30 protein-coding genes are annotated in these 25,740 nt (G+C 36.3%); 2 read left to right on the top strand and 28 right to left on the bottom strand.

Features of this window, described 5'->3' with window-relative positions:
• Positions 1–119: 119 nt before the first annotated feature.
• The 18 genes from hisC to QUF93_RS09730 form a co-directional block, all read right to left on the bottom strand.
• Positions 120–1,232 carry a histidinol-phosphate transaminase gene (gene hisC, locus QUF93_RS09815; RefSeq protein ID WP_289358617.1) on the bottom strand — a complete coding sequence of 371 codons (1,113 nt, stop codon included), beginning with the start codon at positions 1,230–1,232 and terminating at the stop codon, positions 120–122.
• Between the two features lie 116 nt (positions 1,233–1,348).
• Complete coding sequence (aroB, locus tag QUF93_RS09810; protein WP_289358616.1) at positions 1,349–2,434, bottom strand: 3-dehydroquinate synthase; 1,086 nt, start codon at positions 2,432–2,434, stop codon at positions 1,349–1,351.
• Complete coding sequence (aroC, locus tag QUF93_RS09805) at positions 2,434–3,606, bottom strand: chorismate synthase (RefSeq protein ID WP_002117674.1); 1,173 nt, start codon at positions 3,604–3,606, stop codon at positions 2,434–2,436. The genes aroB and aroC overlap by 1 nt, the downstream gene beginning before the upstream one ends.
• Positions 3,607–3,906: 300 nt before the next feature.
• A complete protein-coding gene (gene ndk, locus QUF93_RS09800) occupies positions 3,907–4,353 on the bottom strand; it encodes a nucleoside-diphosphate kinase (RefSeq protein WP_002064527.1) in 447 nt (148 codons plus the stop codon).
• Between the two features lie 123 nt (positions 4,354–4,476).
• Positions 4,477–5,439 (bottom strand): heptaprenyl diphosphate synthase component II, encoded by a 963-nt coding sequence (gene hepT, locus QUF93_RS09795; RefSeq protein WP_128281630.1) that lies wholly within the window; start codon positions 5,437–5,439, stop codon positions 4,477–4,479.
• 38 nt (positions 5,440–5,477) lie between these two features.
• Positions 5,478–6,191, bottom strand: coding sequence for a 2-heptaprenyl-1,4-naphthoquinone methyltransferase (gene menG, locus QUF93_RS09790; protein WP_002158591.1), 714 nt, complete (start codon positions 6,189–6,191; stop codon positions 5,478–5,480).
• A gap of 29 nt (positions 6,192–6,220) precedes the next feature.
• Positions 6,221–6,973: a heptaprenyl diphosphate synthase component 1 gene (locus QUF93_RS09785; RefSeq protein WP_002117667.1), complete on the bottom strand. Its 753-nt coding sequence runs from the start codon at positions 6,971–6,973 to the stop codon at positions 6,221–6,223.
• 271 nt (positions 6,974–7,244) lie between these two features.
• Complete coding sequence (gene folE, locus QUF93_RS09780; RefSeq protein ID WP_001151482.1) at positions 7,245–7,814, bottom strand: GTP cyclohydrolase I FolE; 570 nt, start codon at positions 7,812–7,814, stop codon at positions 7,245–7,247.
• Between the two features lie 122 nt (positions 7,815–7,936).
• A complete protein-coding gene (locus tag QUF93_RS09775) occupies positions 7,937–8,209 on the bottom strand; it encodes a non-specific DNA-binding protein Hbs (protein ID WP_001043860.1) in 273 nt (90 codons plus the stop codon).
• Positions 8,210–8,507: 298 nt separating this feature from the next.
• Positions 8,508–9,986: a stage IV sporulation protein A gene (gene spoIVA, locus QUF93_RS09770; RefSeq protein ID WP_000416521.1), complete on the bottom strand. Its 1,479-nt coding sequence runs from the start codon at positions 9,984–9,986 to the stop codon at positions 8,508–8,510.
• A 242-nt stretch (positions 9,987–10,228) separates the two neighbouring features.
• On the bottom strand, positions 10,229–10,942 hold the full coding sequence (locus QUF93_RS09765) for a YphF family lipoprotein (RefSeq protein WP_289358615.1): 714 nt from the start codon (positions 10,940–10,942) through the stop codon (positions 10,229–10,231).
• Positions 10,943–10,990: 48 nt separating this feature from the next.
• Positions 10,991–11,194 (bottom strand): DUF2768 domain-containing protein, encoded by a 204-nt coding sequence (locus tag QUF93_RS09760; protein ID WP_002117663.1) that lies wholly within the window; start codon positions 11,192–11,194, stop codon positions 10,991–10,993.
• Positions 11,195–11,426: 232 nt separating this feature from the next.
• Entirely contained in the window at positions 11,427–11,678 is a 252-nt protein-coding gene (locus tag QUF93_RS09755) for a stage VI sporulation protein F (RefSeq protein WP_000369753.1), read from the bottom strand.
• Between the two features lie 117 nt (positions 11,679–11,795).
• Entirely contained in the window at positions 11,796–12,818 is a 1,023-nt protein-coding gene (locus QUF93_RS09750; RefSeq protein ID WP_289358614.1) for an NAD(P)H-dependent glycerol-3-phosphate dehydrogenase, read from the bottom strand.
• An 18-nt stretch (positions 12,819–12,836) separates the two neighbouring features.
• Positions 12,837–14,147: a ribosome biogenesis GTPase Der gene (gene der / locus QUF93_RS09745; protein ID WP_002117655.1), complete on the bottom strand. Its 1,311-nt coding sequence runs from the start codon at positions 14,145–14,147 to the stop codon at positions 12,837–12,839.
• A gap of 124 nt (positions 14,148–14,271) precedes the next feature.
• Positions 14,272–14,457: a capping complex subunit for YIEGIA gene (locus QUF93_RS09740; RefSeq protein WP_002117653.1), complete on the bottom strand. Its 186-nt coding sequence runs from the start codon at positions 14,455–14,457 to the stop codon at positions 14,272–14,274.
• On the bottom strand, positions 14,454–15,347 hold the full coding sequence (locus tag QUF93_RS09735; protein WP_002117651.1) for a YIEGIA family protein: 894 nt from the start codon (positions 15,345–15,347) through the stop codon (positions 14,454–14,456). Before QUF93_RS09735 ends, QUF93_RS09740 begins: the two co-directional genes overlap by 4 nt.
• Positions 15,340–15,951: a YphA family membrane protein gene (locus QUF93_RS09730; RefSeq protein WP_002117649.1), complete on the bottom strand. Its 612-nt coding sequence runs from the start codon at positions 15,949–15,951 to the stop codon at positions 15,340–15,342. The genes QUF93_RS09735 and QUF93_RS09730 overlap by 8 nt, the downstream gene beginning before the upstream one ends.
• 117 nt (positions 15,952–16,068) lie before the next feature.
• Between QUF93_RS09730 and QUF93_RS09725 the strand changes: the two genes are divergently transcribed.
• Positions 16,069–16,203 (top strand): YpzI family protein, encoded by a 135-nt coding sequence (locus QUF93_RS09725; RefSeq protein WP_000513901.1) that lies wholly within the window; start codon positions 16,069–16,071, stop codon positions 16,201–16,203.
• A gap of 125 nt (positions 16,204–16,328) precedes the next feature.
• Here QUF93_RS09725 and QUF93_RS29010 read toward each other — a convergent pair whose 3' ends face one another.
• The 5 genes from QUF93_RS29010 to QUF93_RS09700 all read right to left on the bottom strand — a co-directional run bounded on the left by QUF93_RS29010 (position 16,329) and on the right by QUF93_RS09700 (position 20,678).
• Positions 16,329–16,742 carry a hypothetical protein gene (locus tag QUF93_RS29010; protein WP_434476092.1) on the bottom strand — a complete coding sequence of 138 codons (414 nt, stop codon included), beginning with the start codon at positions 16,740–16,742 and terminating at the stop codon, positions 16,329–16,331.
• A 416-nt stretch (positions 16,743–17,158) separates the two neighbouring features.
• Complete coding sequence (gene fni / locus QUF93_RS09715; protein ID WP_002117643.1) at positions 17,159–18,208, bottom strand: type 2 isopentenyl-diphosphate Delta-isomerase; 1,050 nt, start codon at positions 18,206–18,208, stop codon at positions 17,159–17,161.
• A 12-nt stretch (positions 18,209–18,220) separates the two neighbouring features.
• Positions 18,221–19,369 (bottom strand): 30S ribosomal protein S1, encoded by a 1,149-nt coding sequence (gene rpsA, locus QUF93_RS09710; RefSeq protein ID WP_002117640.1) that lies wholly within the window; start codon positions 19,367–19,369, stop codon positions 18,221–18,223.
• Positions 19,370–19,696: 327 nt separating this feature from the next.
• Complete coding sequence (gene cmk, locus QUF93_RS09705; RefSeq protein WP_289358612.1) at positions 19,697–20,374, bottom strand: (d)CMP kinase; 678 nt, start codon at positions 20,372–20,374, stop codon at positions 19,697–19,699.
• Between the two features lie 130 nt (positions 20,375–20,504).
• Positions 20,505–20,678 (bottom strand): DUF5359 family protein, encoded by a 174-nt coding sequence (locus QUF93_RS09700; protein WP_087946710.1) that lies wholly within the window; start codon positions 20,676–20,678, stop codon positions 20,505–20,507.
• Positions 20,679–20,900: 222 nt separating this feature from the next.
• On the opposite strand from QUF93_RS09700, the gene ansA reads away from it, so the two are divergent.
• On the top strand, positions 20,901–21,875 hold the full coding sequence (gene ansA / locus QUF93_RS09695) for an asparaginase (RefSeq protein WP_080018403.1): 975 nt from the start codon (positions 20,901–20,903) through the stop codon (positions 21,873–21,875).
• Positions 21,876–21,910: 35 nt separating this feature from the next.
• Here ansA and QUF93_RS09690 read toward each other — a convergent pair whose 3' ends face one another.
• From QUF93_RS09690 to gudB, 5 genes are all read right to left on the bottom strand, one after another.
• A complete protein-coding gene (locus QUF93_RS09690) occupies positions 21,911–22,891 on the bottom strand; it encodes a YpdA family putative bacillithiol disulfide reductase (protein WP_289358611.1) in 981 nt (326 codons plus the stop codon).
• Between the two features lie 109 nt (positions 22,892–23,000).
• On the bottom strand, positions 23,001–23,531 hold the full coding sequence (locus QUF93_RS09685; RefSeq protein WP_001240648.1) for a peptidoglycan recognition protein family protein: 531 nt from the start codon (positions 23,529–23,531) through the stop codon (positions 23,001–23,003).
• A gap of 79 nt (positions 23,532–23,610) precedes the next feature.
• Entirely contained in the window at positions 23,611–23,847 is a 237-nt protein-coding gene (locus QUF93_RS09680; RefSeq protein WP_002083150.1) for a DUF3961 domain-containing protein, read from the bottom strand.
• 92 nt (positions 23,848–23,939) lie between these two features.
• Positions 23,940–24,149, bottom strand: a complete 210-nt coding sequence (locus tag QUF93_RS09675) for a hypothetical protein (RefSeq protein WP_289375271.1) — start codon at positions 24,147–24,149, stop codon at positions 23,940–23,942.
• Between the two features lie 82 nt (positions 24,150–24,231).
• The gene (gene gudB / locus QUF93_RS09670) at positions 24,232–25,518 is read right to left on the bottom strand and encodes an NAD-specific glutamate dehydrogenase (protein WP_088057991.1); all 1,287 of its coding nucleotides are present in this window, start codon (positions 25,516–25,518) and stop codon (positions 24,232–24,234) included.
• Positions 25,519–25,740: the final 222 nt, after the last annotated feature.

Genomic DNA, 25,740 nt, shown 5'->3' with positions numbered 1-25,740 from the left:
AATAGTTCTTCTTATACGTCTACTCCTATTGTAACGTTTTCTTTCTTGAACGTGCAAACAACTCCCCTTATTGCAGTTCAAATGAAAAAGGCTCCTGTAACAGGAGCCTTCACCATTTCTTAAGAATACGTTTCTTCTTTCTTCACTTGTTCTTTTACAAGTTCCGTAAGCAATTCAATAATCTCATCATTTTCTTCTTTTAATCCAACAGTAATACGAATACCATCATGCATGCCAAATGCTGCACCAGAACGAACGATATATCCTTTTTTCATTAATCGTTCGAAAGCTTCATTACCAGGTATACCGAGTTTCAAGAAAATGAAATTCGTTTGAGATGGATAGTAGAATACGTTATATTCCTTACAAAATGCATAATATTGATTTAATCCTTCGGCATTTTTCTTCACACAATCTTGTAAAAACTGTTGATCCTCTATTGCCGCTAATGCTACCGCTTGAGCGATAGTTGATGTGTTAAATGGCAGTCTCGCTACCTCTAGTTGCCCAATAAGCTTTGCATCCCCAATCGCGTATCCAATACGAAAAGCAGCTAACCCATATGCTTTTGAGAATGTGCGTAGCACCATAAGATTTTCGTACTTTTCAATAAGAGGTAATGTTTGTGGATAATCTTCTGCCCCAGCATATTCATAATATGCTTCGTCCATAATAACGAGCGCTGACTTTGGAACTGATTCTAAAAATGAAAGTAATTTTTGTTTTTCTACATATGTACCTGTCGGATTATTCGGATTACAAATCCATACAATCTTCGTTTTCTCATCTACTTGCTGTAACATTGCATCTAAATTGTGAATACCATTTTCAAGTGGTACTTCCCGAACTTCCGCTCCTTCAATAACAGCATGGTGATAATATTGTGAGAACGTAGGATTCGCCATTACAACATTTGTTCCGTTATGTAGCAAGGCGCGGCTAATCATTTGAATGACTTCATCTAACCCACTACCAAATAAAAGTTGTTCCGCTTTTACACCTAAATGCTCTGCTACTTTCTCACGAAGCTCAAAAGCCGCCCCGTCCGGGTAGAGCGCATATTGATTGGCTAACGAAGTTAATGCTTCTGTCACACGCGCAGAGCAGCCAAACGGATTTTCATTCGATGCCAACTTCACAATTTTTGACAATCCATATTCTCTTTTTACTTCTTCAATATTTTTCCCAGGTACATATGCTCTCAAAGTTAACAATTGCTCTTTTACTCTCACTTTTCTTCCCCCAGTCATTGATATGATTTATAATTCCTTACTGTCACCTTTAATCATAACCGTCACCATTACGAGAATACCTTTAAATATGCATTTCATACCTGTTCTACAACTTTTTAGATCATATCCTTTTGAAATGCTTCTAACGCAATATGAACAGTCTCATCTGAAATAGATACGACATTCACTCCCCCATATTCCTGCATAAGCACCATATGAATTGTTCCAGCATTTGCTTTTTTATCTTGTTTCATCAACTGAACGAGACGTTCTACATTCAAGTCGCTTGGCATTTTTGGATAACCATATTTCAAAAACCACTGCTTCATTTCTTCATAAGAAAGATCAACTTTATACACTTGCTCACTTAAAAACATGGCAAATAGCATCCCAACCGCTACTCCATCACCGTGAGTAATATTTCCATATCCTAACTCTTTTTCAAGAGCATGTCCTAACGTATGTCCAAAATTCAAATGGGCACGTACACCTTTTTCTGTTTCGTCTTGCGACACAATGTTCGCTTTCACAGGAATCGCCTTCGTTAATATATGAATTAACTTTTCATCACGAAGATCCGTTAATGTTTGCACTTCTTCTTTTAACCAATGATATAGCTCTACATCACCAATAAGAGAATGCTTTATCACTTCTGCATAACCTGATCGCCACTCTTTTTCAGGAAGTGAATGTAAAAATGGCGTATGATATACAACAGCTTCTGGCTGATGAAACGCTCCAATCATATTTTTTCCTAGTGGATGGTTAATTGCTACTTTTCCGCCTACTGCGCTATCGTGAGCTAATAAAGTCGTTGGAACTTGGACAAAGCGAATACCACGCATAAACGACGCGGCAACAAATCCAGCCAAATCTCCAATCATTCCGCCTCCAAGTGCGATGATTAAAGAATTTCTATCTAATTTATTTTCAAGAGCCGAAGTGTGTGCCTCATAGAAATTTTCAAAAGACTTCTCTTTTTCGCCACTCGGTACAACAAACGAAAATACTTTTTGCTCTACTTGCAATGCATCAACAACTGTCTGTAAATGCAGTGATGCAACAGCTTCATCAGAAATAATCATTATGTTAGATACCGCAGGATTCATTTTTTGAATAAGCGTTGTTAAATGTGACAACGCCTCCCTTCCAACATGTACATCATATTCTTTTGATTTCGTTTGAATATGTATGTTCTTCATTAAAATCCCCTCGCATATTCATTATGTTTCTCAATATTTTCACGTATAAGATCGATACGATCTAATCCAAATTGTTCAATTAAAGCTGTCGCGAGCTCCCAAGCCACAACAGCTTCAGCCACAACGCTAGCTGCTGGCACTGCACAACTATCTGAACGTTCAATACTCGCTGTAAAAGGTTCTTTCGTATCGATATCAACACTTTGAAGCGGCTTATATAATGTCGGTATCGGTTTCATAACACCGCGCACAACAACCGGCATACCAGTTGTCATGCCACCTTCTAATCCACCTGCATTGTTCGTTTTTCTTCTGTACCCTTGCACTTCATCCCAAAGGATTTCATCATGCACTTCACTTCCTGGTCTATGTGCTGCTTCAAAACCAATTCCAATTTCAACACCTTTAAAAGCGTTAATACTCATAATTGCCGCTGCTAATTTTGCATCTAATTTTCTATCATAATGTACATAGCTACCTACTCCAATTGGCATTCCTTCTACAACTACTTCAACAATACCGCCGATAGAATCACCATTTGCCTTCGCATCATCAATTGCTTGCATCATCTTTTTACCAGCCTTTTCATCTAAACAACGTACAGGAGATGCTTCTGTAGTACTTTGTAATTCCGCAATAGAGTTATATTTAATATTTTCTGCCTGTACACCACCGATCTCGACAACATGTCCCGCTACTTGTATACCTAATTCCGCTAATATTTTTTTTGCAACTGCACCAGCTGCAACACGAACTGTCGTTTCACGTGCTGAAGAACGCTCTAATACATTCCTCATATCTCTATGACCATATTTAATCGCACCATTTAAATCTGCGTGTCCAGGTCTAGGTTTCGTAACTTGCCTTTTCATTTCTTTCTCTTCCTGCTCAGTTAAAGGCTCTGCACCCATAACCTTTGTCCAATGTGTAAAATCACGATTTTCAACAACAAGTGCAATCGGGGACCCCATTGTCTTCCCATGCCTAACACCACTTACAATTTGCACTTGGTCTTTCTCAATTTGCATGCGTCTACCGCGTCCATATCCTTTTTGTCTTCTAGCTAATTCTTCATTTATATCATTCGCTACTAAAGATAATCCTGCCGGAATACCTTCTAAAATTGTCGTAAGTTGCGGACCGTGGGATTCACCAGCTGTAATATATCGCATACGTTATTCCTCTTTTCGCATATGTATTTATCCTGCTACATAAAGTAGCTATATTATCTTCCATTACTCTTTAAAATACAAAGAAATTATATAGTAAATCGAGTGTTTACTTTCCCTACTTGTAATTGTTCTATTATTTTCATAATAGTAGACCTTTTACTTTACATACCAATATATCATAACAGTCCTAACTTCGTAACTGATCGAAATAAAAAAAGTGCAAGAAGAATACCCCTATTCTTCTTGCACTTTTTACTATTATCACAGTTATTAAAGCGTTTACAAATTATTTCAAAATAATTAGTAAATCCATTGATTCATTAATTTTGAGTAGTCTACTAATTCTTCTTCCTTAAAGAAAATAGCAATCTCGCGCTCTGCACTTTCTAAAGAATCCGAACCGTGGATTATGTTTTTCGCAACAGTTACACCGAAATCTCCGCGAATTGTTCCCATATCAGCTTCATGTGGTCGTGTTTTACCCATCATATTACGAGCTGTATCTACTACATTTTCACCTTGCCATACCATTGCGAATACAGGGCCAGATGTAATAAAGTCTACTAATTCACCAAAGAAAGGTCTTTCTTTATGCTCACCGTAGTGTTGTTCAGCAATTTCCGGAGTAACTTGCATTAATTTTGCACCAACTAATTGAAAGCCCTTTTTCTCAAAACGAGCTACAATTTCCCCAATGAAGGCACGTTGTACACCGTCTGGTTTTACCATTAGAAATGTTTTTTCCATAAAAAATCTCTCCACTTCTGAATTATGTATGTAATTGTATATCCCCACACACATATTAACACCCTTATCACAATTGTGCAATAGTTTTGAAATAGAGAGATTATTTTATTTTTAGAAAAATCACTAAAATTTTCGTTTTCCAATATACTTTGCAACATTTTGCAAAGCGTACTTCGCCTGTCCACGAGGGAGTGGTTTTATTATTTCTAATGCTTTATGTAAATAACGTTCACTAAACGAAAATGCTTTATCAATAGCTTCGCTCGCTTTAATATCATCAATAATTTCTTTCATTTCACTTGCTGTTGTATTTTCATGCACAGATGTAATTTTCTGGCGAAGAACTGGATCTTCCATGGCATACAAAACAGGCAATGTAATGTTACCTTGTAATAAATCACCACCAGCAGGCTTTCCAAGCTTCTCTTCTGTCGATACGAAATCTAAAATATCATCAATAATTTGATAAGACATACCAACAAAATATCCATACCAAAATAGACGATTTACAGTATCACGATTAGCACCAGCAGCAATCGCTCCCAATTGACAACTCGCGGCGATTAACAATGCGGTTTTTCGTTTTATCCTTCTTAAATACGTTCTTAAATTTTGATCATAGTTATACTTATCTTTAATTTGTTCGATTTCACCTTTACAAACTTCTAAAATTGTATGAGACAACGCTTGATGTGCATCTGGAATTTCTATATTTGTTATACATTCAAGAGACTTCGCAAACAAGTAGTCTCCTGTATACATTGCAATACGATCTCCCCATTTCGCATTCACTGTTGCGCTACCGCGTCGTACAAACGCAGCATCAATGACATCATCGTGAACAAGCGAAGCCATATGAATAAGTTCTAATGCAACCGCAACATGCTTAATTGCATCTAACTTATAATCCCCAAATTTCCCTGCAAGCAAAACAAAAACAGGGCGAATCCGCTTCCCACCTGCTTCAATAAGCTGTAATGCCGCTTCTTCTACTAACGGCTGCTCAGAAGCAACTGTCTTCTTCAATTCTTTTTCTATAACATTAATATCCGATCGTAAAAAAGAGTACATAAGTTGTAACTTCATATTGTTCACCTTAACCTAAAACGTCTTTTTTCTTTTTTCTATTTTGATTCTGGTTTAATACCTAAATGCATAGCTGCTACACCAAAAGTAAATGGTTTCACTTGCACATTCTTAAGCCCAGCTTCTTCAAACATATTTGCTAACTCTTTCATCCCTGGGAATGTACTAGCAGATTCCTGAAGCCATGAATATTCTTTATAACTTTTCGCAAACATCTTTCCAAATAACGGCATGATATATTTAAAGTATAAGACATATCCTTGACGAAAACCTATCATCGTTGGTTGGGATGTTTCCAGGCAAATTACTTTTCCACCAGGCTTTACTACACGCGTCATTTCTTTTAATACTTGCATGTAATCCGGAACGTTACGTAACCCAAAACCAATCGTTACATAATCAAACGTATTATCTTCATAAGGAAGTTCCATTGCATTTCCATGCATAAGTTCTACTTGCTTTAATTCTAAAGCTTCTACCTTTTGTTTACCGACAGCTAGCATATTTTCACTAAAGTCTAAACCGTAAACCTTCCCATCTTCACCTACAGCTCCCGCTAGTGCAATTGTCCAATCTGCCGTCCCGCAGCATACATCAAGTGCCTTACTCCCAGGTTTCACATCCATAATTCGCATCGTTTCTTTGCGCCATGCCTTATGCCTTTGAAAACTAATTACAGAATTCATCACATCGTATTTATCAGAAATTTTCTCAAATACGTCATGTACTCTTTCTTCTTTTGATTGTTGCATGCTCGTACCTTCTTCCAATGTAAAGTTGCTTATGTCCTTGATTTATCTCTTAACATAGAAATTATCTCATTAACTTCTGTATGATTCTCTAAAAAATTTTCTTCCTGCTTTCTCATTTCCATAAGCCATTCATTAATAACTGTTTCTAGATTTTTATCGTCATCCAATGAGATTTTTTGGACCGCTTGAAAAACAGGTGAATTTTGTTTATCAGCATACAATTGACACTCTTTTTGAAGACGATTTTTTCCTAACACATAAGTTATATATGGTTTCCAATTAGATAAATGAAAATGATCACATGTTTTTTGCAAAAGCGCAGATTCAATTATTACTACACTTTCCATTATGTCTTGAATCGCCACATGTGCTTTTTGATATAGCATAATTTTATGTTCATTAATCTCCTTAATTCCTTCAGCAAGTGCACGAATTAAGATAATATCACAATTCATTGACAATAAGTAATAGTATAGACCACTATAATAATCACCTGCAAGAACTGTCAATTGACGACGCTTATGGAATCCACTCGTCTCTTCGTTTGCTTTATTTGATACCTTTTCATGTGTATCAAGAGCAATTTGTACAAGCATAATCGTTACTACATAATGATCAATTTGTTCTTTATGTATATTTGCACTTTTTAATGCACCGTATAACAGCGCTATTTTTTCTTCATCAATAAATGGTTCTTCAATATAGTTTATAAAATAAGGATGGCGTAATTTCTCCATCAATTTCTCTTTAATACCCGCATACCCTCCGTAGATGTCACACACAAAAAATCACCCTTGTTTTCTAATTCATAAAATTTATTATAACACATACATTCTATTTTCTATAATCAAAACTTGGCTACTTCTGCCAAACTGCCACCGAATAAAGCCTCAGCTTTCATTCATACGAGTTATCTTCGTCTCTAACAACTAAAAACATTCATTTCCACAAAAGGCAGAAGTAATTTTCACCCTTTATATTCTTGCTCTTTAACACTAAAACTATATCATTTTTTTGTATATAAAAAAAAGAAAAGCAGTTTCCCGCCTTTCTTTACTTCGTCTTAATAAACGATAAAATTTCACTACGTGCTGCTGCATCATTTTCTAACACGCCACGCACCGCAGTCGTTACTGTTTTCGCACCAGGCTTTTTCACACCACGCATCGTCATACACATATGCTCTGCTTCCACTACTACCATTACACCATGCGGCTCTAGTACTTCCATAATAGAGTTAGCTACTGTTGATGTAATTCGTTCCTGTAGTTGTGGACGACGCGCAATTGTGTCTACAGTACGGGCTAATTTACTTAGTCCTGTTACTTTTCCACCTTGCGGAATATATGCAACGTGAGCAACTCCATAAAACGGAACAAGATGATGCTCACACATCGAATAGAATGGTATATCTTTTACTAGTACAAGCTCTTCGTGGTCTTCTCCGAATACTTTGTGTAAATGCTCTTTCGGATCCTCATGCATCCCTGAGAATACTTCTGCGTACATTTTCGCAACACGTTTCGGTGTATCAAGTACTCCCTCGCGATTTGGGTCATCTCCGATTGCCTCTAAAATAAGACGTACTGCATGTTCAATTTGTTCTAAATTAACTTTTGCCATCCGCTAGCCCTCCCGAAAAACCTAAAAGTGATACGAACACATTCTAGCATATTTATGTTTTTAAAAGCAAAAAGAAGAGTTTCCAATAAAGGAAACTCTTCTTCCCTGTTAATATGTAAGGATTATTTAACCGCATCTTTTAACGCTTTACCAGGTTTGAATGCAGGTACTTTACTTGCAGCGATTTCAATCTCCTCACCTGTTTGTGGGTTACGACCTTTACGAGCCGCACGCTCACGAACTTCGAAGTTACCGAATCCGATTAGTTGTACTTTATCACCTTGTTTTAAAGCTTCTAAGATAGAATCAAAAACAGCGTCCACTGCTTTTGTTGCGTCCTTTTTAGAAAGGGAACTTGCTTCTGCAACAGCATTGATTAAATCTGTCTTGTTCATGCCATTCACCTCCTCCCAAAGATAAGACTGTATAATGATCATAAAATGAGTCTTACTTTCATTTGTAGGCAATTTTTGCAAATTCTATACTACAAAGATGTAGATAAATCATTATCAACGCCTATATTATACGATTCTCCTTTATAATTCAATATTTTTAAGGAAATTGTTACTCTTAAAATGTGAAATTCTGATGAAACTTGACAATTTACAACAAAATATTAGATAATGACTGTTTATTTTTCTATTACGTACTCAAAAAGAAAAAAATCCCTCTGCAATTAGAGGGATTTTTTTCTTATAATATAATCGCAATTAATCCGCCAGATCCTTCATTAATAATTCTTTCTAGTGTTTCTTTTAACTTATAACGAGCGTTTTCTGGCATTAGAGATAACTTCGCTTGAATTCCTTCTCTAACAATAGAGCTAAGAGAGCGCCCAAATATATCAGAATTCCAAATTGATAGCGGGTCATCTTCAAAATCTTGCATCAAGTAACGAACTAGTTCTTCACTTTGCTTTTCAGTACCGATAATCGGTTCAAATGTTGATTCTACATCCACTTTAATCATATGAATAGACGGCGCAACCGCTTTTAATTTAACACCGAACCTTGAACCGTGGCGAATGATTTCCGGTTCATCTAAGCTCATATCAGCTAATGCAGGCGCTGCTACTCCATATCCGGTTTGTTTTACCATACGCAGGGCATCCGCCACTTGATCATACTCTGTTTTCGCATGAGATAAATCGAGCATAAGCTTCAATAAATGATCTTTCCCTCGAATCTCTACTCCTACTACTTCTTTTAAAATTTGATCATACAATTCATCTGGCGCATATAAATCAATTTCTGCCACACCTTGCCCCATATCGATGCCAGCTAGACTTGCTCGATCAATAAATTCATATTGACTAAACTGCCAAACGACACGGTCTACATCACGAAGACGTTTTATATCCTTTACAGTCTCTTGAACCGCTTCCTGATAACTTTGGCGTAACCAATGCCCTTCATTTAGTACCATTACCCAGCTCGGAAGGTTTACATTCACTTCTAAAACCGGAAACTCGAATAACGCTTCTCGAAGTACGTTATACACATCTGTTTCTCTTAAACTCTCTACACTCATCGCAATTACTGGGATATCATATTCTTCTGATAAACTTTGACGCAACTGCTCTGTATCTGGATGATATGGCTGTACAGTATTGATAATCATTATGAAAGGCTTTCCTACTTCTTTTAACTCATTTACAACGCGTTCTTCTGCCTCTATATAATCTCTTCTTGGAATTTCACCAATTGTTCCATCTGTTGTAATAACGACACCAATTGTTGAATGCTCTTGAATTACTTTACGTGTTCCGATTTCTGCAGCTTCATGGAATGGAATAGGCTCTTCATACCAAGGAGTATTAATCATGCGCGGACCATTCTCATCTTCATAGCCTTTTGCTCCTGGAACCGTATATCCAACACAATCTACTAATCGAATATTCACTTCAAGACCTTCATCTACTTCGATAGAAACCGCTTGGTTTGGAACAAACTTCGGTTCCGTCGTCATTATTGTACGACCAGCAGCACTTTGAGGCAGTTCATCCTGCGCTCTTTGACGGTCTGACTCATTTTCAATATTTGGAATAACAACAAGTTCCATAAATTTTTTAATAAATGTTGATTTCCCTGTTCGAACAGCTCCTACAACTCCAAAATAAATATCACCGCCTGTGCGTTCCGCAATATCTTTAAAAATATCTACCTTTTCCAAGTGATTCCCTCCCTCAATATTTTTGGGAATAATTCCATGTTTATAGTCAACTAATACCTTCTCTAACGTTGCTTATAATATCTGATATAATATAATGGTATTCTAGAAGTTCGGACAATATATCATATAATTTTGTCCAATTTCATATGACTATTTAAAAATACCTTTTGTTTGCATCGCAAGTTGTATAACATAAAAAACCTTTCTTCTAGAACTTATTCACTAAAAGAAAGGTTCATGACTTATGATTTTAAAAAAATTGGTTCTCCATTTTTCACTGTGTACGGCAAAGAATATGCAGGAACAAATGGGGAATCCTTCGATAGTATACTCCGGATATCTTCACCTTCTTTAAATTGCCCTTCATTCTTTTTCAACGCTTCATATAAGTCGATTCTATAATCAACAAACAATTCTCCTTTTTCATTGATTACAAGAGGGAGACCTTTTCCTGAGTATGGACTTGTCACTTGTGGTACATCTTTATATCCTATTTTTTTGAAGTCTAATTCATAAACACCATCTGTAATCACTTTTTTAAAAGGTGGATATTGATGTTCATCACGATACATCCTTAGCTTCAATGCCACTTCTTGAATTTGTTCTGCCATTCTCACATCAATTAACTTTACTGTCGGGGTTTTTTCAACATCTATTAATACATATTGATATACTCCACCACTTTCATACGCATTCCCTGGTGCTTCTTGTATGTACCTTGGAGCAATTTTTTGAAAATCAATTGGATACTTCTGATAAATCGGCGTACTCATATCACGCGTCTTAATTGGTAATAAACCATCCGTTTGCTCCTTATATGTAGTAATAGCTTTTTGTACAACTTGCAACTGATCTTCATAAGGAATCGCATTTTGTTTCATATTTTCTTTCGGGTACATACACCCTGTTAAAATGCTAATGCAACAAAATATTAAAATAATATGGATTTTTTTCACTAACAATCACCTTTTCATGCGAGTATAGGTTGTTTCCTATAACGTCCTTTATTGTTCCACAGGTCCACTAAATACAACAAGAAAAATAACAATACCCGACACAATCATGAGGGTGTACGCTACTAACGCTGTAATCCCTTTCAGAAATTTATTCTTCATTTTATGTCTACTTAATAAAATAAAAGCTACTGCAACAAACATAAATCCCATTGCCCCTAAGGAAAACCACATTTTTATAAGCCCTTCCGACATATATACACCCCTTTACTTTCTAACTATTTTTATACTATTTTAACAAATTAAAATCTTTAAACAAATAGAAATCATCATTTTACCGTGAATTAACAAAATTTAAATACAATAAAATAATAAAACCGAAGCACGTTTTCTCGCACTTCGGTTGACCAAATATGCCCTTAACAGCTCTATTCCCATTCTTTCATGACTATCATATGCATTCGCTAAACTCTTTGTTTCTCATAATTTACTTTTTAAACATTTTACTTAACGAACCAAAATCAGCGGGCATATTATTGTTAATGATTGCTTTTACAATTTGATCCTCTTGCTCTTTCGGCACTTCACGTCCTGCCATTAGAGCAACTTGATGAATCAATTGGCGAAGCACTGTCTCATCACGTAAGTTCGCATTTTGAACAGACGACGCTAATTTAAAAATATCTTCTTTGTTCACTTTCGCTTCTTTTTCAATGTTATTAAAAATGTTGTTATCCATTCTTTTCACCCTCTCCTCAAGTTACTCTTCATCCTATGCAGAGATGAAAAATTGGTGAAAAGACCCATAAAAAAATAAAAAGCGGTAGAAGTACGAAATGTACTTCTACCGCTTTCTTTATAACAAATCAGGTACCGCTTCAACTTCATGTTTTCGAACACGTCCCATCAATGAGCCTACTGCATCTTTCACATTATTCCCATTGAACAGCACGTCATATAAAGCAGCTGTAATCGGCATTTCAACTTCCATTTTCTCTGCCAATTCGTGAGCAGCTTTCGTTGTTCTTACACCTTCTACAACCATACCCATATTTTCTAGCACTTCTTCTAAAGAATGCCCTTTTCCAAGCATATTTCCAGCGCGCCAATTTCGGCTATGCACACTTGTACAAGTTACAATTAAGTCTCCCATACCAGTTAGACCAGCAAATGTTAACGGATTTCCGCCCATTTTTCTTCCTAAACGAGCAATCTCTGTTAAACCACGTGTCATTAATGCCGCTTTTGCATTATCTCCTAATCCAAGACCATCTGTTATCCCAGCAGCTAATGCGATAATATTTTTTAACGCACCACCAAGCTCAACTCCAACGATATCCGGATTTGTGTATACACGGAAATAGCTATTCATAAACAGATCCTGTACGTCCTCAGCCGCTTCCATACGCTTTGCTGCAGATGTAACGGTTGTCGCTTGACGTAAACCGACTTCTTCAGCATGACTCGGTCCAGACAGTACAACAACATCTTTGATCAAGTTCTCTGGAATTTCTTCCTCAATCACTTCCGAAATACGTTTTGACGTACCTGGTTCGATTCCTTTACTCGCATGAATCCAAGTAATCGGTTCTGTAACAATTTCTTTCATCTCTTGCAATACGTCTCGATACGCTTTCGTCGGTACTACTAACAGTACTGTATTTACATCTACTAATGCTTCTTCTAAAGAAGAGTAGGCTACGATTGTGCTTGGCAATGTAATCCCTGGAAGATATTTGCTGTTCTCATGTTTTGTATTAATTTCATCCATGAGTTCAGAACGGTTTCCCCAAATACGTACATCATGCCCATTGTCAGCTAATACCATCGCTAACGCTGTTCCCCAGCTACCTGCTCCTATTACTGTGATTTTTGTCATAAAATCACATCCTCTCCATTAGTCTCTTGCTCTAGCGATAATGTGAATCGGCGTTCCAACAAAACCGAACGCTTCACGTAAACGATTCTTTAAGAAGCGCTCATATGAAAAGTGCATTAATTCTGTATCGTTTACAAATATAACAAATGTTGGTGGTTTTACCGCAACCTGTGTTGCATAGAAGATTTTCAGACGGCTACCATTATGAGTCGGCGTTGGATTCATCGCTACCGCATCCATAATTACATCATTCAATACGTTCGTTTGTACGCGGATGCTATGGCTTTCATTTACTTCATTAATAACTGGTAATAATGTTTGTGTACGTTTTTTCGTTTTCGCAGATAAGAATACAATCGGCGCATACTCTAAAAATTGGAAATGAGCGCGAATGTTTTCTTCAAATGCTTTCATTGTTTTTTCATCTTTTTTCACTGCATCCCATTTGTTTACGACGATAATAACAGCACGTCCTGAATCATGAGCATATCCAGCGATTTTTTTATCCTGTTCAATAATTCCTTCTTCTCCGTCTAAAACGACTAAAACAACGTCAGAACGTTCAATCGCCCTAAGTGCACGAAGTACACTATATTTTTCTGTGCTTTCGTATACTTTCCCTTTTTTACGCATACCAGCTGTATCGATGATTACATAATCTTGACCATCTTTGCTATATGGTGTATCAACAGCATCACGTGTCGTTCCCGCTATATTACTTACAATTACACGTTCTTGACCAAGAAGTGCATTTACAAGTGATGATTTCCCTACGTTTGGACGTCCAATTAAAGAGAAACGGATTGTTTCATCGTCATACGCTTCTTCTTCAATCTTTGGAAAATGATTTGCAGCTTCATCTAACAAATCACCAAGTCCTAAACCGTGTGTACCTGAAATAGGGAATGGCTCGCCAAATCCTAATGCATAAAAATCATAAATATCACTACGCATTTCTGGATTATCAACCTTATTTACCGCAAGTACAATTGGTTTTTTAGAACGGTATAAAATTTTAGCAACTTCTTCATCTGCTGCAGTTACACCATCGCGACCATTCGTCATAAAAATGATAACATCTGCTTCATCAATCGCTACTTCCGCCTGTTGACGAATTTGTGTCAAGAACGGCTCGTCTCCAATATCAATTCCACCTGTATCAATAATGTTAAACTCATGATTTAACCATTCTCCCGCACTATAAATACGGTCTCGCGTTATACCTGGTATATCTTCTACGATTGAAACTCTTTCTCCAACAATTCTATTGAAAATAGTAGATTTCCCTACGTTCGGGCGGCCTACTATTGCTATTACTGGTTTCGGCATATACTTTCATCCTTTCAACTTGCTTCTGTTTATTATGTAAAAAACCCTTCTTTGTGCAAGAAGGGATTTGCATTCCAGAATAATTCTCAACGTATCAAAACACCTCACATTATACCACACGTTGCTAATGTTTCACAATAATATATACATTCTCTTGTAAGCGATGAGCAATACCATCTAAAATGGCTTCTAAATTATTTGCAACAAATTCCATTTCCTTTGTCGATTCACAAACAAATAAAGGAGCCCCCCCTGCAAACTTTTCGGGTGTGGTTGTAATGACTGCGAGAATAACACTTTCTAACATCATCTCTTATCTCCCCTTCCCTTCGGAGCTTCCGATGACATATGAACAGCACTCTCTAATGTTGGGACATTTCCAATTACCCCTATCGCTTTCTCTGCATTTTGATCTTGCGGAAGAACAAAAACCCCAACTCTCCCATCCTCTAAATCACGCTTCGCTAACGGAACAAGTGCTGGTGTACCAGAATCTCTATAAATCCCTAAAGCAACAGAAACATCATGTAAAATAGCTTGACGTTGTCCTAAATTCGCGATTGTAACCATCGCATCGATCGATTTCGGCTTTAAAATAAAGCCCATTCCATATTTCATAATTTCTTCTTGCCTTGCTGGCAATCCAATGTTCATAATATAAATATTATCAATATAAAGTCCCGCTCCTTCAAAACGGAGTGGAACATGCTCAATCTCTACAAGATCATGGAGCCTTTTACCAGACATTAGTTTTTTCGCGATAAAAAATGCTATTGCACCAGTTATTACTCCGGCAATCCACGAATGGAATCCTATATACGCAAACGTTGTCACAAACGACGTTAACATCGCCAAATAGTTACGACTTTCAAATACTAATGCAATTCCTTCAATGTATGTATTTCCACGCGGTACGAGCTCATATCCATCTAATTGTTGAAGTGTATTTCTTTCCATATTGCGCACATCACGAAATTGTGTCGCTGCTAATGTAAGAAATGTAATTGCAGAAAAATCTTTTTTCAAAATAGACGGGATAGCAATCGCCCCTAAAGCCGCTGCAATTAAACCCATCGCAATATGAATAATTTTCCCGTGAAGCCTCGTTGGATATTGCCTCGTATCTGTGCGAAGCATTAATACTCTAGTCACCGTCCCTGCAATTACGCCACATAAAATGGCTGGTGTATATTCAGTCATGTATTACCCTCGCCTTTCTTTTACGTGTTTTCCGCTTAAACTGTTCCATGTATACTGATGCTCTTGCAATCCAAAATAAAATTGCCATAAATAATGTAGAAACGGCGACGATATCAAAAAATGCTAAACTACCGTAATCATAAGGGAACTTTAGTTTCCGAAAAATAAGCGTCACCAACAATTCTCCTTGTAACACCCCTATATATAAGGAGCATAATCGTAATATGCGATCCCCGTGCAATAAAACCGATGCATACACAAGTGCACCACTTAACAGCAACAACCTATCAACCACAATCCAAATTGGATCATATACTTCTAACAAATGAAAGCTTGTATATAACATTGCAATAATAAGTGCCGAAAGTAAGGTATATAATTTTTTCCAAATAGAATATAACGTGATGCCTACAAAAGAAATAATACAAAGCAAAAGGGCATTTACCGATATCGTGAAAGAAGCAATCGTCACATTTAACGGAGAACAAATAATAAAAATTAATATACAAGCACTTATCTTCCAACGAATGGATTCCTTTTTCATAAAAAAGGTCACGACAATCCACCCTATCCAAGCAACAAAATAAAAAGTACTCCCAGCCATCATTTCACCTCCTATGTTTTCCATTATGGGAACTTTTTATGAAAATTAATCCTCCTTTTCTTTGTGCATAGTTTTTCTCATAACAGCAAAACTTTTAATAAGGAGGTGTAACTCACAATGGGTAAAGATCGCCAAGAACGAAAACTAAGAGAATCACGCCGCGTTGAATCTGATCGCGACCAATCACTTCAATATCCCGGTGCAACAAGTCTTGATACACCGGAGCAAGCTCGAAAGCAGAACCAGCATTAAATAAAGTGAAACTTCAGTGGGGATTATTAGCCCACACCAATCGGGCTGCCCTCAAATAGGCAATACAAAAAGACGGTTTCGATATTGTACGAAACCGTCTTTTTACACAATTATTTTATTTATTTCTACTCATAATATAATTCTTTTGTTTTCGCATTATAAACCCTATCACTTAATGAGGCATCAATCGTAACTACACCTGTTGGTTTTTTAGAATATGTAATAACATAATACGTATGAAGAGAAGGATCTTTACTATTCACTTCTACACGTGCATAATTCGTCTCCCCTAATTCTTTTAACTTTCGCTCAACTTCTTTTTTCACATCGGCAGTATCTTCTCGTTCCTCTTTAATTTTTCTACTTCCGATGATGTTTCCTTGATCGGAAAGTAATACTACTTCCGCTGTACTTAAATCCGCTCCATTCGGTATATTAAAATAATAATTTACATATGAATCTTCCGATGGATTATTTTTGTCTTCTCCTAATTCCCTTGGCAAAATTAGTGCTTCCATTCCACTTCCTGCATTCACCATTGGATTCCTATACAATGTATTCCCGACTGCGATTGCAATATTCTCCGTTTTAATTGTCGATTGTGCTGTTGTTAAACTAGAATTCCCTTCTCTTACATTTGAAGTTAATGAAATTTCAACCTTTTTATTATATCCAGAAATCGCTGTATCTTCTCTTATATTCCGTGCATGGATATTAACATCATCACTATTATACGTAATACGTCCTATTGTATTTTTACTATTTGAAGATATATTTTCTCCTTTTTTATTAACCTCCTCATCCCCTAAATTATCGTAAATTTTCTCTTATTTCTTTTGACTCTTAAATAGTAATCTCTTATCTTGTTTTATCGCTAACCAGCTATATTGAAAAGTTTGCACACGTTCTGCTTACGAAAATAAAACGCAAAAAAACCAACCAAACGGTTGATTTTTTATCGCCTACTATAATGTGCAGTGTCAATCCCTCGCTGCGCTAACCAATGATACGTTTCACCTTTTACAACAAGAGGTACAGATTGTAACTCTTCTATCGTCTTCACGCCAAGAGCTGTCATAATAAATTTTAAATCTGTATGTAAAAGATCGATTTCATCCACTAACTTCTCAACACCATCTTGCATTAAAATACGTAAAAAGTATCCAGCAAACGCAGTTGTATTCGCCCCTAATGCGATTGCCTTCGCCACATCAAGTGCTGTTTGTATACCCCCAGATGCAATAAAAGAGAGGTTATTATTTGTAGAGGTTGCTTCAATAATCGAGGTAACTGTTTGTATGCCCCAGTTATTAAAATAAGAAAGCATTCGCTGTCTTCTTTCATTTTCAACAGCAGCAAAATTCGTACCACCTTGTCCGCCAATATCAATTGCTGTTATACCTATACTCGCTAACTGTTGTACTGTTTCCTTGCTCATTCCAAATCCCACTTCTTTTACAATGACAGGAACTTTACTGTTTAAAACAATTTGTTCAATTCGCCGAAGTACACCAGTAAAATCACGGTCTCCTTCTGGCATCGTTAACTCTTGTATGACATTTAAATGAATTTGCAGTGCATTCGCTTCAATCATATCAACGGCACGATCTGCCTGTTCGACAGTTGCCTCACTCCCCAAATTAGCAAAGAAAATACCATTTGGGTTTACCTTTCTGACGATTTTATAAGAAGCCGCCTCGCTTTCATTTTTTAAAGCTGCCATTTGCGACCCTACAGCCATAGCAAGGTTATGATGTTTCGCTACATATGCTAATTGCTCATTAATATGTAATGTTTGCTCTCCTCCACCACCAGTCATCGCATTGATAAAAATCGGCGAACTTAGTGAAAGTTCGCCGATTTTTGTTTCACATATTACAGTGTCATAACTTGAATTTGGCAAGCTTTGATGCACAAAATCAATATCATGAAAGCCATGCGTACGAGACTGACCAGTAGAAAGAGCATATTCAATATGATCTAATTTACGTTTTGCCCTTACCACTTGTACCCCTCTTTATTTCTTTAATTTTTTCAGTTGTTCACCAATAATATCGCTTAACTGGAAAGTAGCAGAATCAGCATTTGGCTCATATTGGCTATAATCTTCTGTTACATTATTTTCTTCAAGCGTTTCTTTTATGCTTAAAGAAATACGTTTTTCTGCTACATGGACTTCAAGTACTTTCACTTTTACTTCTTGTCCCATTTCCAATACTTCATTTGGATTTTTCACGTGACGATTTGCAATTTGAGATACATGCACAAGCCCTTCAACACCAGGTAAGATTTCAACAAATGCACCGAATGTAACAAGGCGTTTCACTACTCCCTCAAGAATATCTCCAGCCTTTATTTCGCCAGCAACATTTTCCCAAGGTCCCGGCTGAGCTGCTTTAATTGATAAAGAAATACGTTGCGTATCAGCATCAACAGATAACACTTTTACCTTTACCTTTTGACCTTGCTCTAATACCTCAGAAGGTTGCTCTACACGTTCGTGTGAAATTTGTGAAATGTGAACTAAACCGTCCACACCACCAACATTAACGAAAGCACCAAAATCCGTTAATCGTTGTACTGTTCCTTCAACAATATCCCCTTCTTTTAACGAAGAGATTGCTTCTTTTTTCTTAGAATCTAGTTCTAGTTCTACTACCGCTTTATGTGAAAGAATAACACGATTTTTTTCACGGTCTAATTCAACAATTTTCACCGCTAATGTTTTTCCTTTATAGTCAGCAAAGTCTTCTACATAATGTACCTCTACAAGTGAAGCTGGGATAAAACCACGAACACCAAGGTCCACAACTAATCCACCATTCACGATATCTTTTACAGTAACATCAAATACATGACCAGAATTAAATTTTTCTTGTAATTCTACCCACGCTTTTTCTGCGTCAACAGCTCTCTTAGATAAAACAAGATCATCATCTTCTAATTTAATAATTTTCAATTCAAGTGTTTGATCTAATTCTACAACATCGCTTGCTTTTTCAATATGAACGTTAGCTAATTCACTAATTGGAATTACGCCATCTGTTTTGTATCCAACATTTACAAGCACTTGTTTCTCTTCAACTTTCGTTACAGAACCTGTAACAACGTCACCAACTTGTAATTCTTTTGAATTCATAACTTCTTCATTCATTTTCTCTACCATGGAAATACCTCCCTACAGAATTGACAAAGCATTTTTATGTATATACGAAATGAAAACAAATGTTTTCATTTGCATGTTTAAGAATTTATCATCACATATTCTGTTTCAATACAGTTCACAAGAAACTATATTAAACCTATATAAATAGTATACAGCAAAATCATCTTGAAAAAAGTATGATTTGAAATATAATAGCGAATATATTCTGACAGTTTTTCCCCTCTGTAACTAACTTCTTACAAATTAGCCCATTTGTCAAGAAAAGAGACTTATAATTCACTTATCCTTTACATTTCAAAAAAAAAGAAAGAGGATAGCCCTCTTTCTTTATTTCGCAAATATCCCTGAAACAATACCCATGATTTTTTGGACAACTTCTTCAATTGATAAAGAAGTTGTATCTAATTCCAATGCATCATCAGCTTTTTTCAAAGGAGAAACTTCACGTTCTGAATCTAATTTATCACGCCTAGCAATTTCTTCTTTCAACTGCTCTAAATTAGAATCGAAACCTTTATTCATATTTTCTAAATGTCTTCTCTCTGCTCTTTCTTCTACAGAAGCAAGCATAAAGATTTTCACTTCAGCATCTGGTAGTACATGTGTACCAATATCACGGCCATCCATTACTACGCCGCCTTTTTCAGCTAATTCTTGTTGACGACGTACCATTTCTTCACGAACAAGACGATGCTTTGCTACAATAGATACGCGATTCGTCACATTAGGCGTACGAATCACTTCAGAAACATCTTGTCCATTTAAAAATACAAGTTGTGTATTTTCCCCTTGCTGAAATTCAATATTCACATTTTTTACAACTTCCATTAACTTTTCTTCATTTTCAATATCCACTTTTTGTTCAAGGGCTGCATATGTAATAGCACGGTACATTGCGCCTGTATCAATGTAAACATATGAAAGTTTTTTTGCAACAACTTTTGCAACTGTACTTTTCCCAGCAGCCGCTGGACCATCTATAGCAATCGAAATTCGTTTATCCATTGTAACACCTCATTTTTCACTTATAAAACAAAACGAAAAGCAGGTATTCTCCCCCTGCTTCTTCTCATTTGCTTCACGTCATTAAATCCTCAATAATTGTAGCATAATCCATCATAGAAGAAAATGAAAACTACTTATTCACCTGTAAGATTTCCGCCCTATTTTTCGTGACGACACCTTCGTAATAAACAATTTTCGATAAATATTTCACTGAAGATTTATGTATAAAAAGTAGTTGGATGACAGAAAGACAAACAAATTGAATCAGTAATATACGAATTATAATTTTCTCCACTTTTTTCAAAAAACTCACTCCTTCCCTCTCTACACTTACACATCCACTCCTATAATCCCCTATAAATTCCCATAAATAAAACCTAACCTAATAACTACTTACCGAAGCACACTTAAAGTAATTAATTTTATTGTCATTTTCCAAGCACACTTTTATACATTTTCATTGTCGAATTTACTCAAACCATGTTATGTTCTAAATGTATTTTTCAACTTGAAAGGGGTATAAGCATTGAAAAGAATCCTAGTTTTACACACAGGTGGAACAATTGCAATGGAGGAAGATAAAGAAACTGGGGTCGTACAACCAGGTGAAAAGAATCCTCTTTTAAAATTCATTCCTGATTTAGAAGGCGATGTTGATTTAATTGTCGAAGATGTGTTCCATCTTCCATCTCCTCACATGACTCCTAGCGAAATGCTACAATTACAAGTCATCATTGACGAAAGAGTAAAACAAGATAATATTCATGGCGTAGTCATTACGCATGGTACCGATACATTAGAAGAGACAGCTTATTTTCTTGATTTAACAGTTCAAGCAACTATCCCAATCGTTGTGACAGGGGCAATGCGTTCTAGTAATGAATTAGGTGCCGATGGTCTATATAATTTCTTATCAGCTGTAAAAGTTGCTAGTAGTAATGAAGCTGCTGAAAAAGGCGTTCTAGTCGTATTAAACGACGAAATACATTGTGCTACAAATGTAACAAAAACGCACACAAGTAATGTCGCGACATTCCAAAGTCCACAGTACGGACCAATCGGTATGGTAACAAAACGCGGTGTTGTTTTCCATCATGCTTTAGTGCATCACGAAACATACACAGTACGACAAATTTCCAAAAACGTTGTCGTTCTAAAAGCATACGCAGGTATGGATGATACATTATTATCAGCAATTGAAACACTACCAGTAGACGGAATTGTTATTGAAGCACTTGGACAAGGTAATTTACCTCCAAGAACACTTCCTAGTCTAGGGCGATTAATAGAAAAAGGCATTCCAATTGTATTAGTTTCTCGCTGCTTTAACGGTATCGTTCAAGATGTATATTCGTATGAAGGTGGCGGCAAACAATTAAAAGATATGGGCATTGTATTCACATACGGTTTAAATGCTCAAAAAGCGCGTATCAAACTACTAGTCGCATTAGAGAATACAAATTCTCATGAAACAATCCAAAATATGTTTATGCACGAATAAAAAAAAAGCTGTCGAAGTTTTCTCGACAGCTTTTTTTATTCTTCTCTTGATGCAATAGTTTGCGCAATCGCATCCCCATGAAATCTACCGTTTTCGATAAATATTTCATTTGCATTATTCCCAGCGGCAATTACACCGGCAATAAAAATATTTTCAGCATTTGTTTCCATTCTGTCCTCATTATAAATCGGGCGCCCTGTTTCTTCATCAATCTGAACACCCATTTTCGTTAAGAAACTATGATCTGGATGGTAACCAGTCATCGCAAATACGAAATCATTTTGGATTGTAAATGCTTCACCATCAACCGTATATGTTAATGTGTGATCAGTGATTTCTTTCACCTGAGCCCCGAAATGCATTTGAATTGTCTCATTTCGTACTAAAGCCTCAAACTCTGGCAAAATCCACGGCTTAATGCTCGGCGAATACTCACTTCCACGATACAGTACCGTTACACGCGCACCTGCTTTAACAAGTTCCAACGCAGCGTCTATACTTGAGTTTTTTCCACCTATAACTACCACATCTCGATCAAAATAAGGATGTCCTTCTTTAAAATAGTGAGCTACTTTCTTCAGTTCCTCACCTGGAACATTCATATAATTTGGATTGTCATAATATCCAGTTGCTACAACAATGTATTTCGCTATATATATTTCTTTATTTCCATCATGTTTTGTCGTCTCAACCTTAAAAACTTCTCCATCTTTTTGAACTTTCTCCACTCGTTCGAAAGCATTTACGCGTACAGATTTACGCTTTACTACTTCGCGATAATACGCAAGTGCTTGATTTCGAACTGGCTTACGGTTTTCGGTAATAAAAGCTACTTCACCAATTTCTAATTTTTCACTAGAGGAGAAAAATGTTTGATGAGTTGGATAATTATAGATTGCATTTACAATGTTTCCTTTTTCAATTACTAACGGATTAATCCCTGCCTTTTGCAACGAAATTGCTGCCGCTAATCCGCACGGACCGCCTCCAATAATAATAACTGTTTCTTTTTGCATACTTTATTCACTCCTAGTCTTCTACCTCTGCTCTATTTATATAAACAAGAAAAAACCTACTTACAGCAGTAGGCACCTATCTTTATTGTATTCATTTTTCATATGTTTGTCATCTAAACGAAACGTACATCCGATAGACGTCTGCTAAAAACTGCTGAAATTTAATACCTTGTTTCCCTAATACATTTTCAGGATCAATCTTTCTAGCTGGATCAAGTGTTTTATGTGATACGATATCTTTTTTCGGATTCAAGCCGAAGTTTTGACATAAATAAGCATGATACCATGTAAAACGCGTATATGCTTCCCAAAAGTTAACATCACCGCCATAACAAAGTTCCACACCAATAGCAGCCTTATTCGCATCATAACCATATAGGTCATTATCCGTCGGCACACCATACCGAACATGATACGCAACTTCATTTATAGGGACAATTTCCAATATTGTTTTGTCATCTATAAATGTATGCGCCGAAGCTTTCGGTTGTATTTCATTAAAGTAATCCCGATTTCCTATCGCATTGCTACCAGGATTCCCCGTATCATGACTTACAATAAACCTTACTTTAGAGAGAGGAATTCCCGGTCGTGAACTTCCATATCCAATATAGTTACGCTCTATAGGAAACATCGCCATTACTACCAACTCCCGCTTTAGAAAATTACCTTACTTCCTTATATATGTATTCGGTAGCAATGTCCTTATCGCATATTTCTTACACGAAGAGAAAATCGAAAATATTTGATGTGAACACCATAAATAATAAAATACTTACAGCGACTCCATAAAAACCGTAAAACCAAACACAATCTTCTTTCGTATCTAAGCCGAAAAATTTATTTACTGATTGTAATAATGTGCCACGCTTACTTTGTTTGTTTCGTAATACTTCCACTCGTTCTACAACATCTGCTGGCATCATAAATCTTTGGTCTACTGTCATTTTCATCATTTATCTCTCCTTAAAATCATTTCCGTTTTGTTTATCTAAGGAGATTATAGCACGTTTGTTCGTACAGAACAAGTGTTCTTTTTATTTTTATTCTATTTTTCACCAATCCACGTAATAATTCCAAATAATATAGCGATACTTGCCCCTACAACAACCACTCCAAAAACCAGATGCAATAAACCCTCTCCTAACATCCTAATACTACTTGTTTTCTGAGCACTTTTAGTTCTTACTAGCTCACACTCCAACTGTTTTACCCTCTCTTCTAATCGATCTACTCGATCTATTTTTTCATTGTTCATATTCAACACCTCTAACTAGTAACTTCAACAAAAAAACGCGATTCCCTCAAAAGGAAATCACGTTTTCTCAAAACATTATATATTATACCCAACCTCTGAAGCGACTAGCCTCAGCCATTTTACGAACACCAATCATGTATGCAGCTAAGCGCATGTTCACTTTACGGACTTGTGATGTTTCATAAATTGAATCGAATGATTTTACCATTACTTTTTCTAAACGTTGTTCTACTTCTTCCTCAGTCCAGTAGTAACCTTGGTTATTTTGTACCCACTCAAAGTAAGATACCGTAACGCCACCAGCACTTGCTAATACGTCTGGAACAAGTAAGATACCACGATCTGTTAAGATTTTTGTTGCTTCTAATGTAGTTGGACCATTTGCAGCTTCAACTACAATTTTCGCTTTAATCTTATCAGCATTTTCTTCTGTAATTTGGTTCTCAATTGCAGCTGGAACTAAAATATCGCAATCAAGTTCTAACAGTTCTGTGTTTGAAATTGTATTATTAAATAGTTTTGTTACAGTACCGAAGCTATCGCGACGATCTAGTAAGTAGTCAATATCTAATCCATTCGGATCATGTAGTGCACCGTAAGCATCTGAAATTGCAATTACTTTCGCGCCTGCATCATGCATAAATTTAGCTAAGAAGCTACCTGCATTACCAAATCCTTGAACAACAACGCGTGCACCTTTAATATCAATGTCACGTTTTTTCGCAGCTTCACGAATACAAATTGTTACACCTTTTGCAGTCGCTGTTTCACGTCCGTGTGATCCACCTAATACAAGTGGTTTACCTGTAATAAATCCTGGTGAATTAAATTCATCGATACGGCTATACTCATCCATCATCCATGCCATAATTTGTGAGTTTGTAAATACATCTGGAGCTGGAATATCTTTTGTCGGACCAACAATTTGGCTAATTGCTCGTACATAACCGCGGCTTAATCTTTCTAATTCACGGAAAGACATCTCACGTGGGTCACAAATGATTCCACCTTTACCTCCACCATATGGTAAATCAACAATACCACATTTTAAACTCATCCAAATAGAAAGTGCTTTCACTTCATTTTCTGTTACGTTTGGATGGAAGCGAATTCCACCTTTCGTTGGACCAACAGAATCATTATGTTGCGCACGATATCCTGTAAATATTTTAACAGTACCGTCATCCATACGAACTGGAATTTTCACTGTCATCATACGAATTGGTTCTTTCAATAATTCATATACTTCGTTTGGATAACCCAATTTTTCTAATGCTTCATTAATTACAATTTGTGTTGAATTCAACAATTCAAAATGTTGTTCCCCTTGTTGTTGTGTTTTCGTTTGAGTTCCCTTTTCGGCTACCATAGTAAGTAAACCCCCTGTAATTTCACTTGTTTAGTAAACCTTCATTGCCTAGTATACACCGTTAAATTTGGAATGCAATAGAAAACGCTAACAAATATATACAAACTATTTTGCGTTGCAAGCGTTTTCACTATTATTATAGTCCTTTTATTGCTTTTAGAAAAGTAAAATACTTAAATATTTAAATATTTTTTATTTTCATCAAAATACATTCGATAAAAC

It is taken from the genome of Bacillus hominis, from assembly GCF_030348325.1.
GTDB classification, from domain to species: domain Bacteria; phylum Bacillota; class Bacilli; order Bacillales; family Bacillaceae_G; genus Bacillus_A; species Bacillus_A hominis.
Note: the sequence above shows the minus strand (reverse complement) of the source record. Positions and strands in the feature narration are given on the sequence as shown.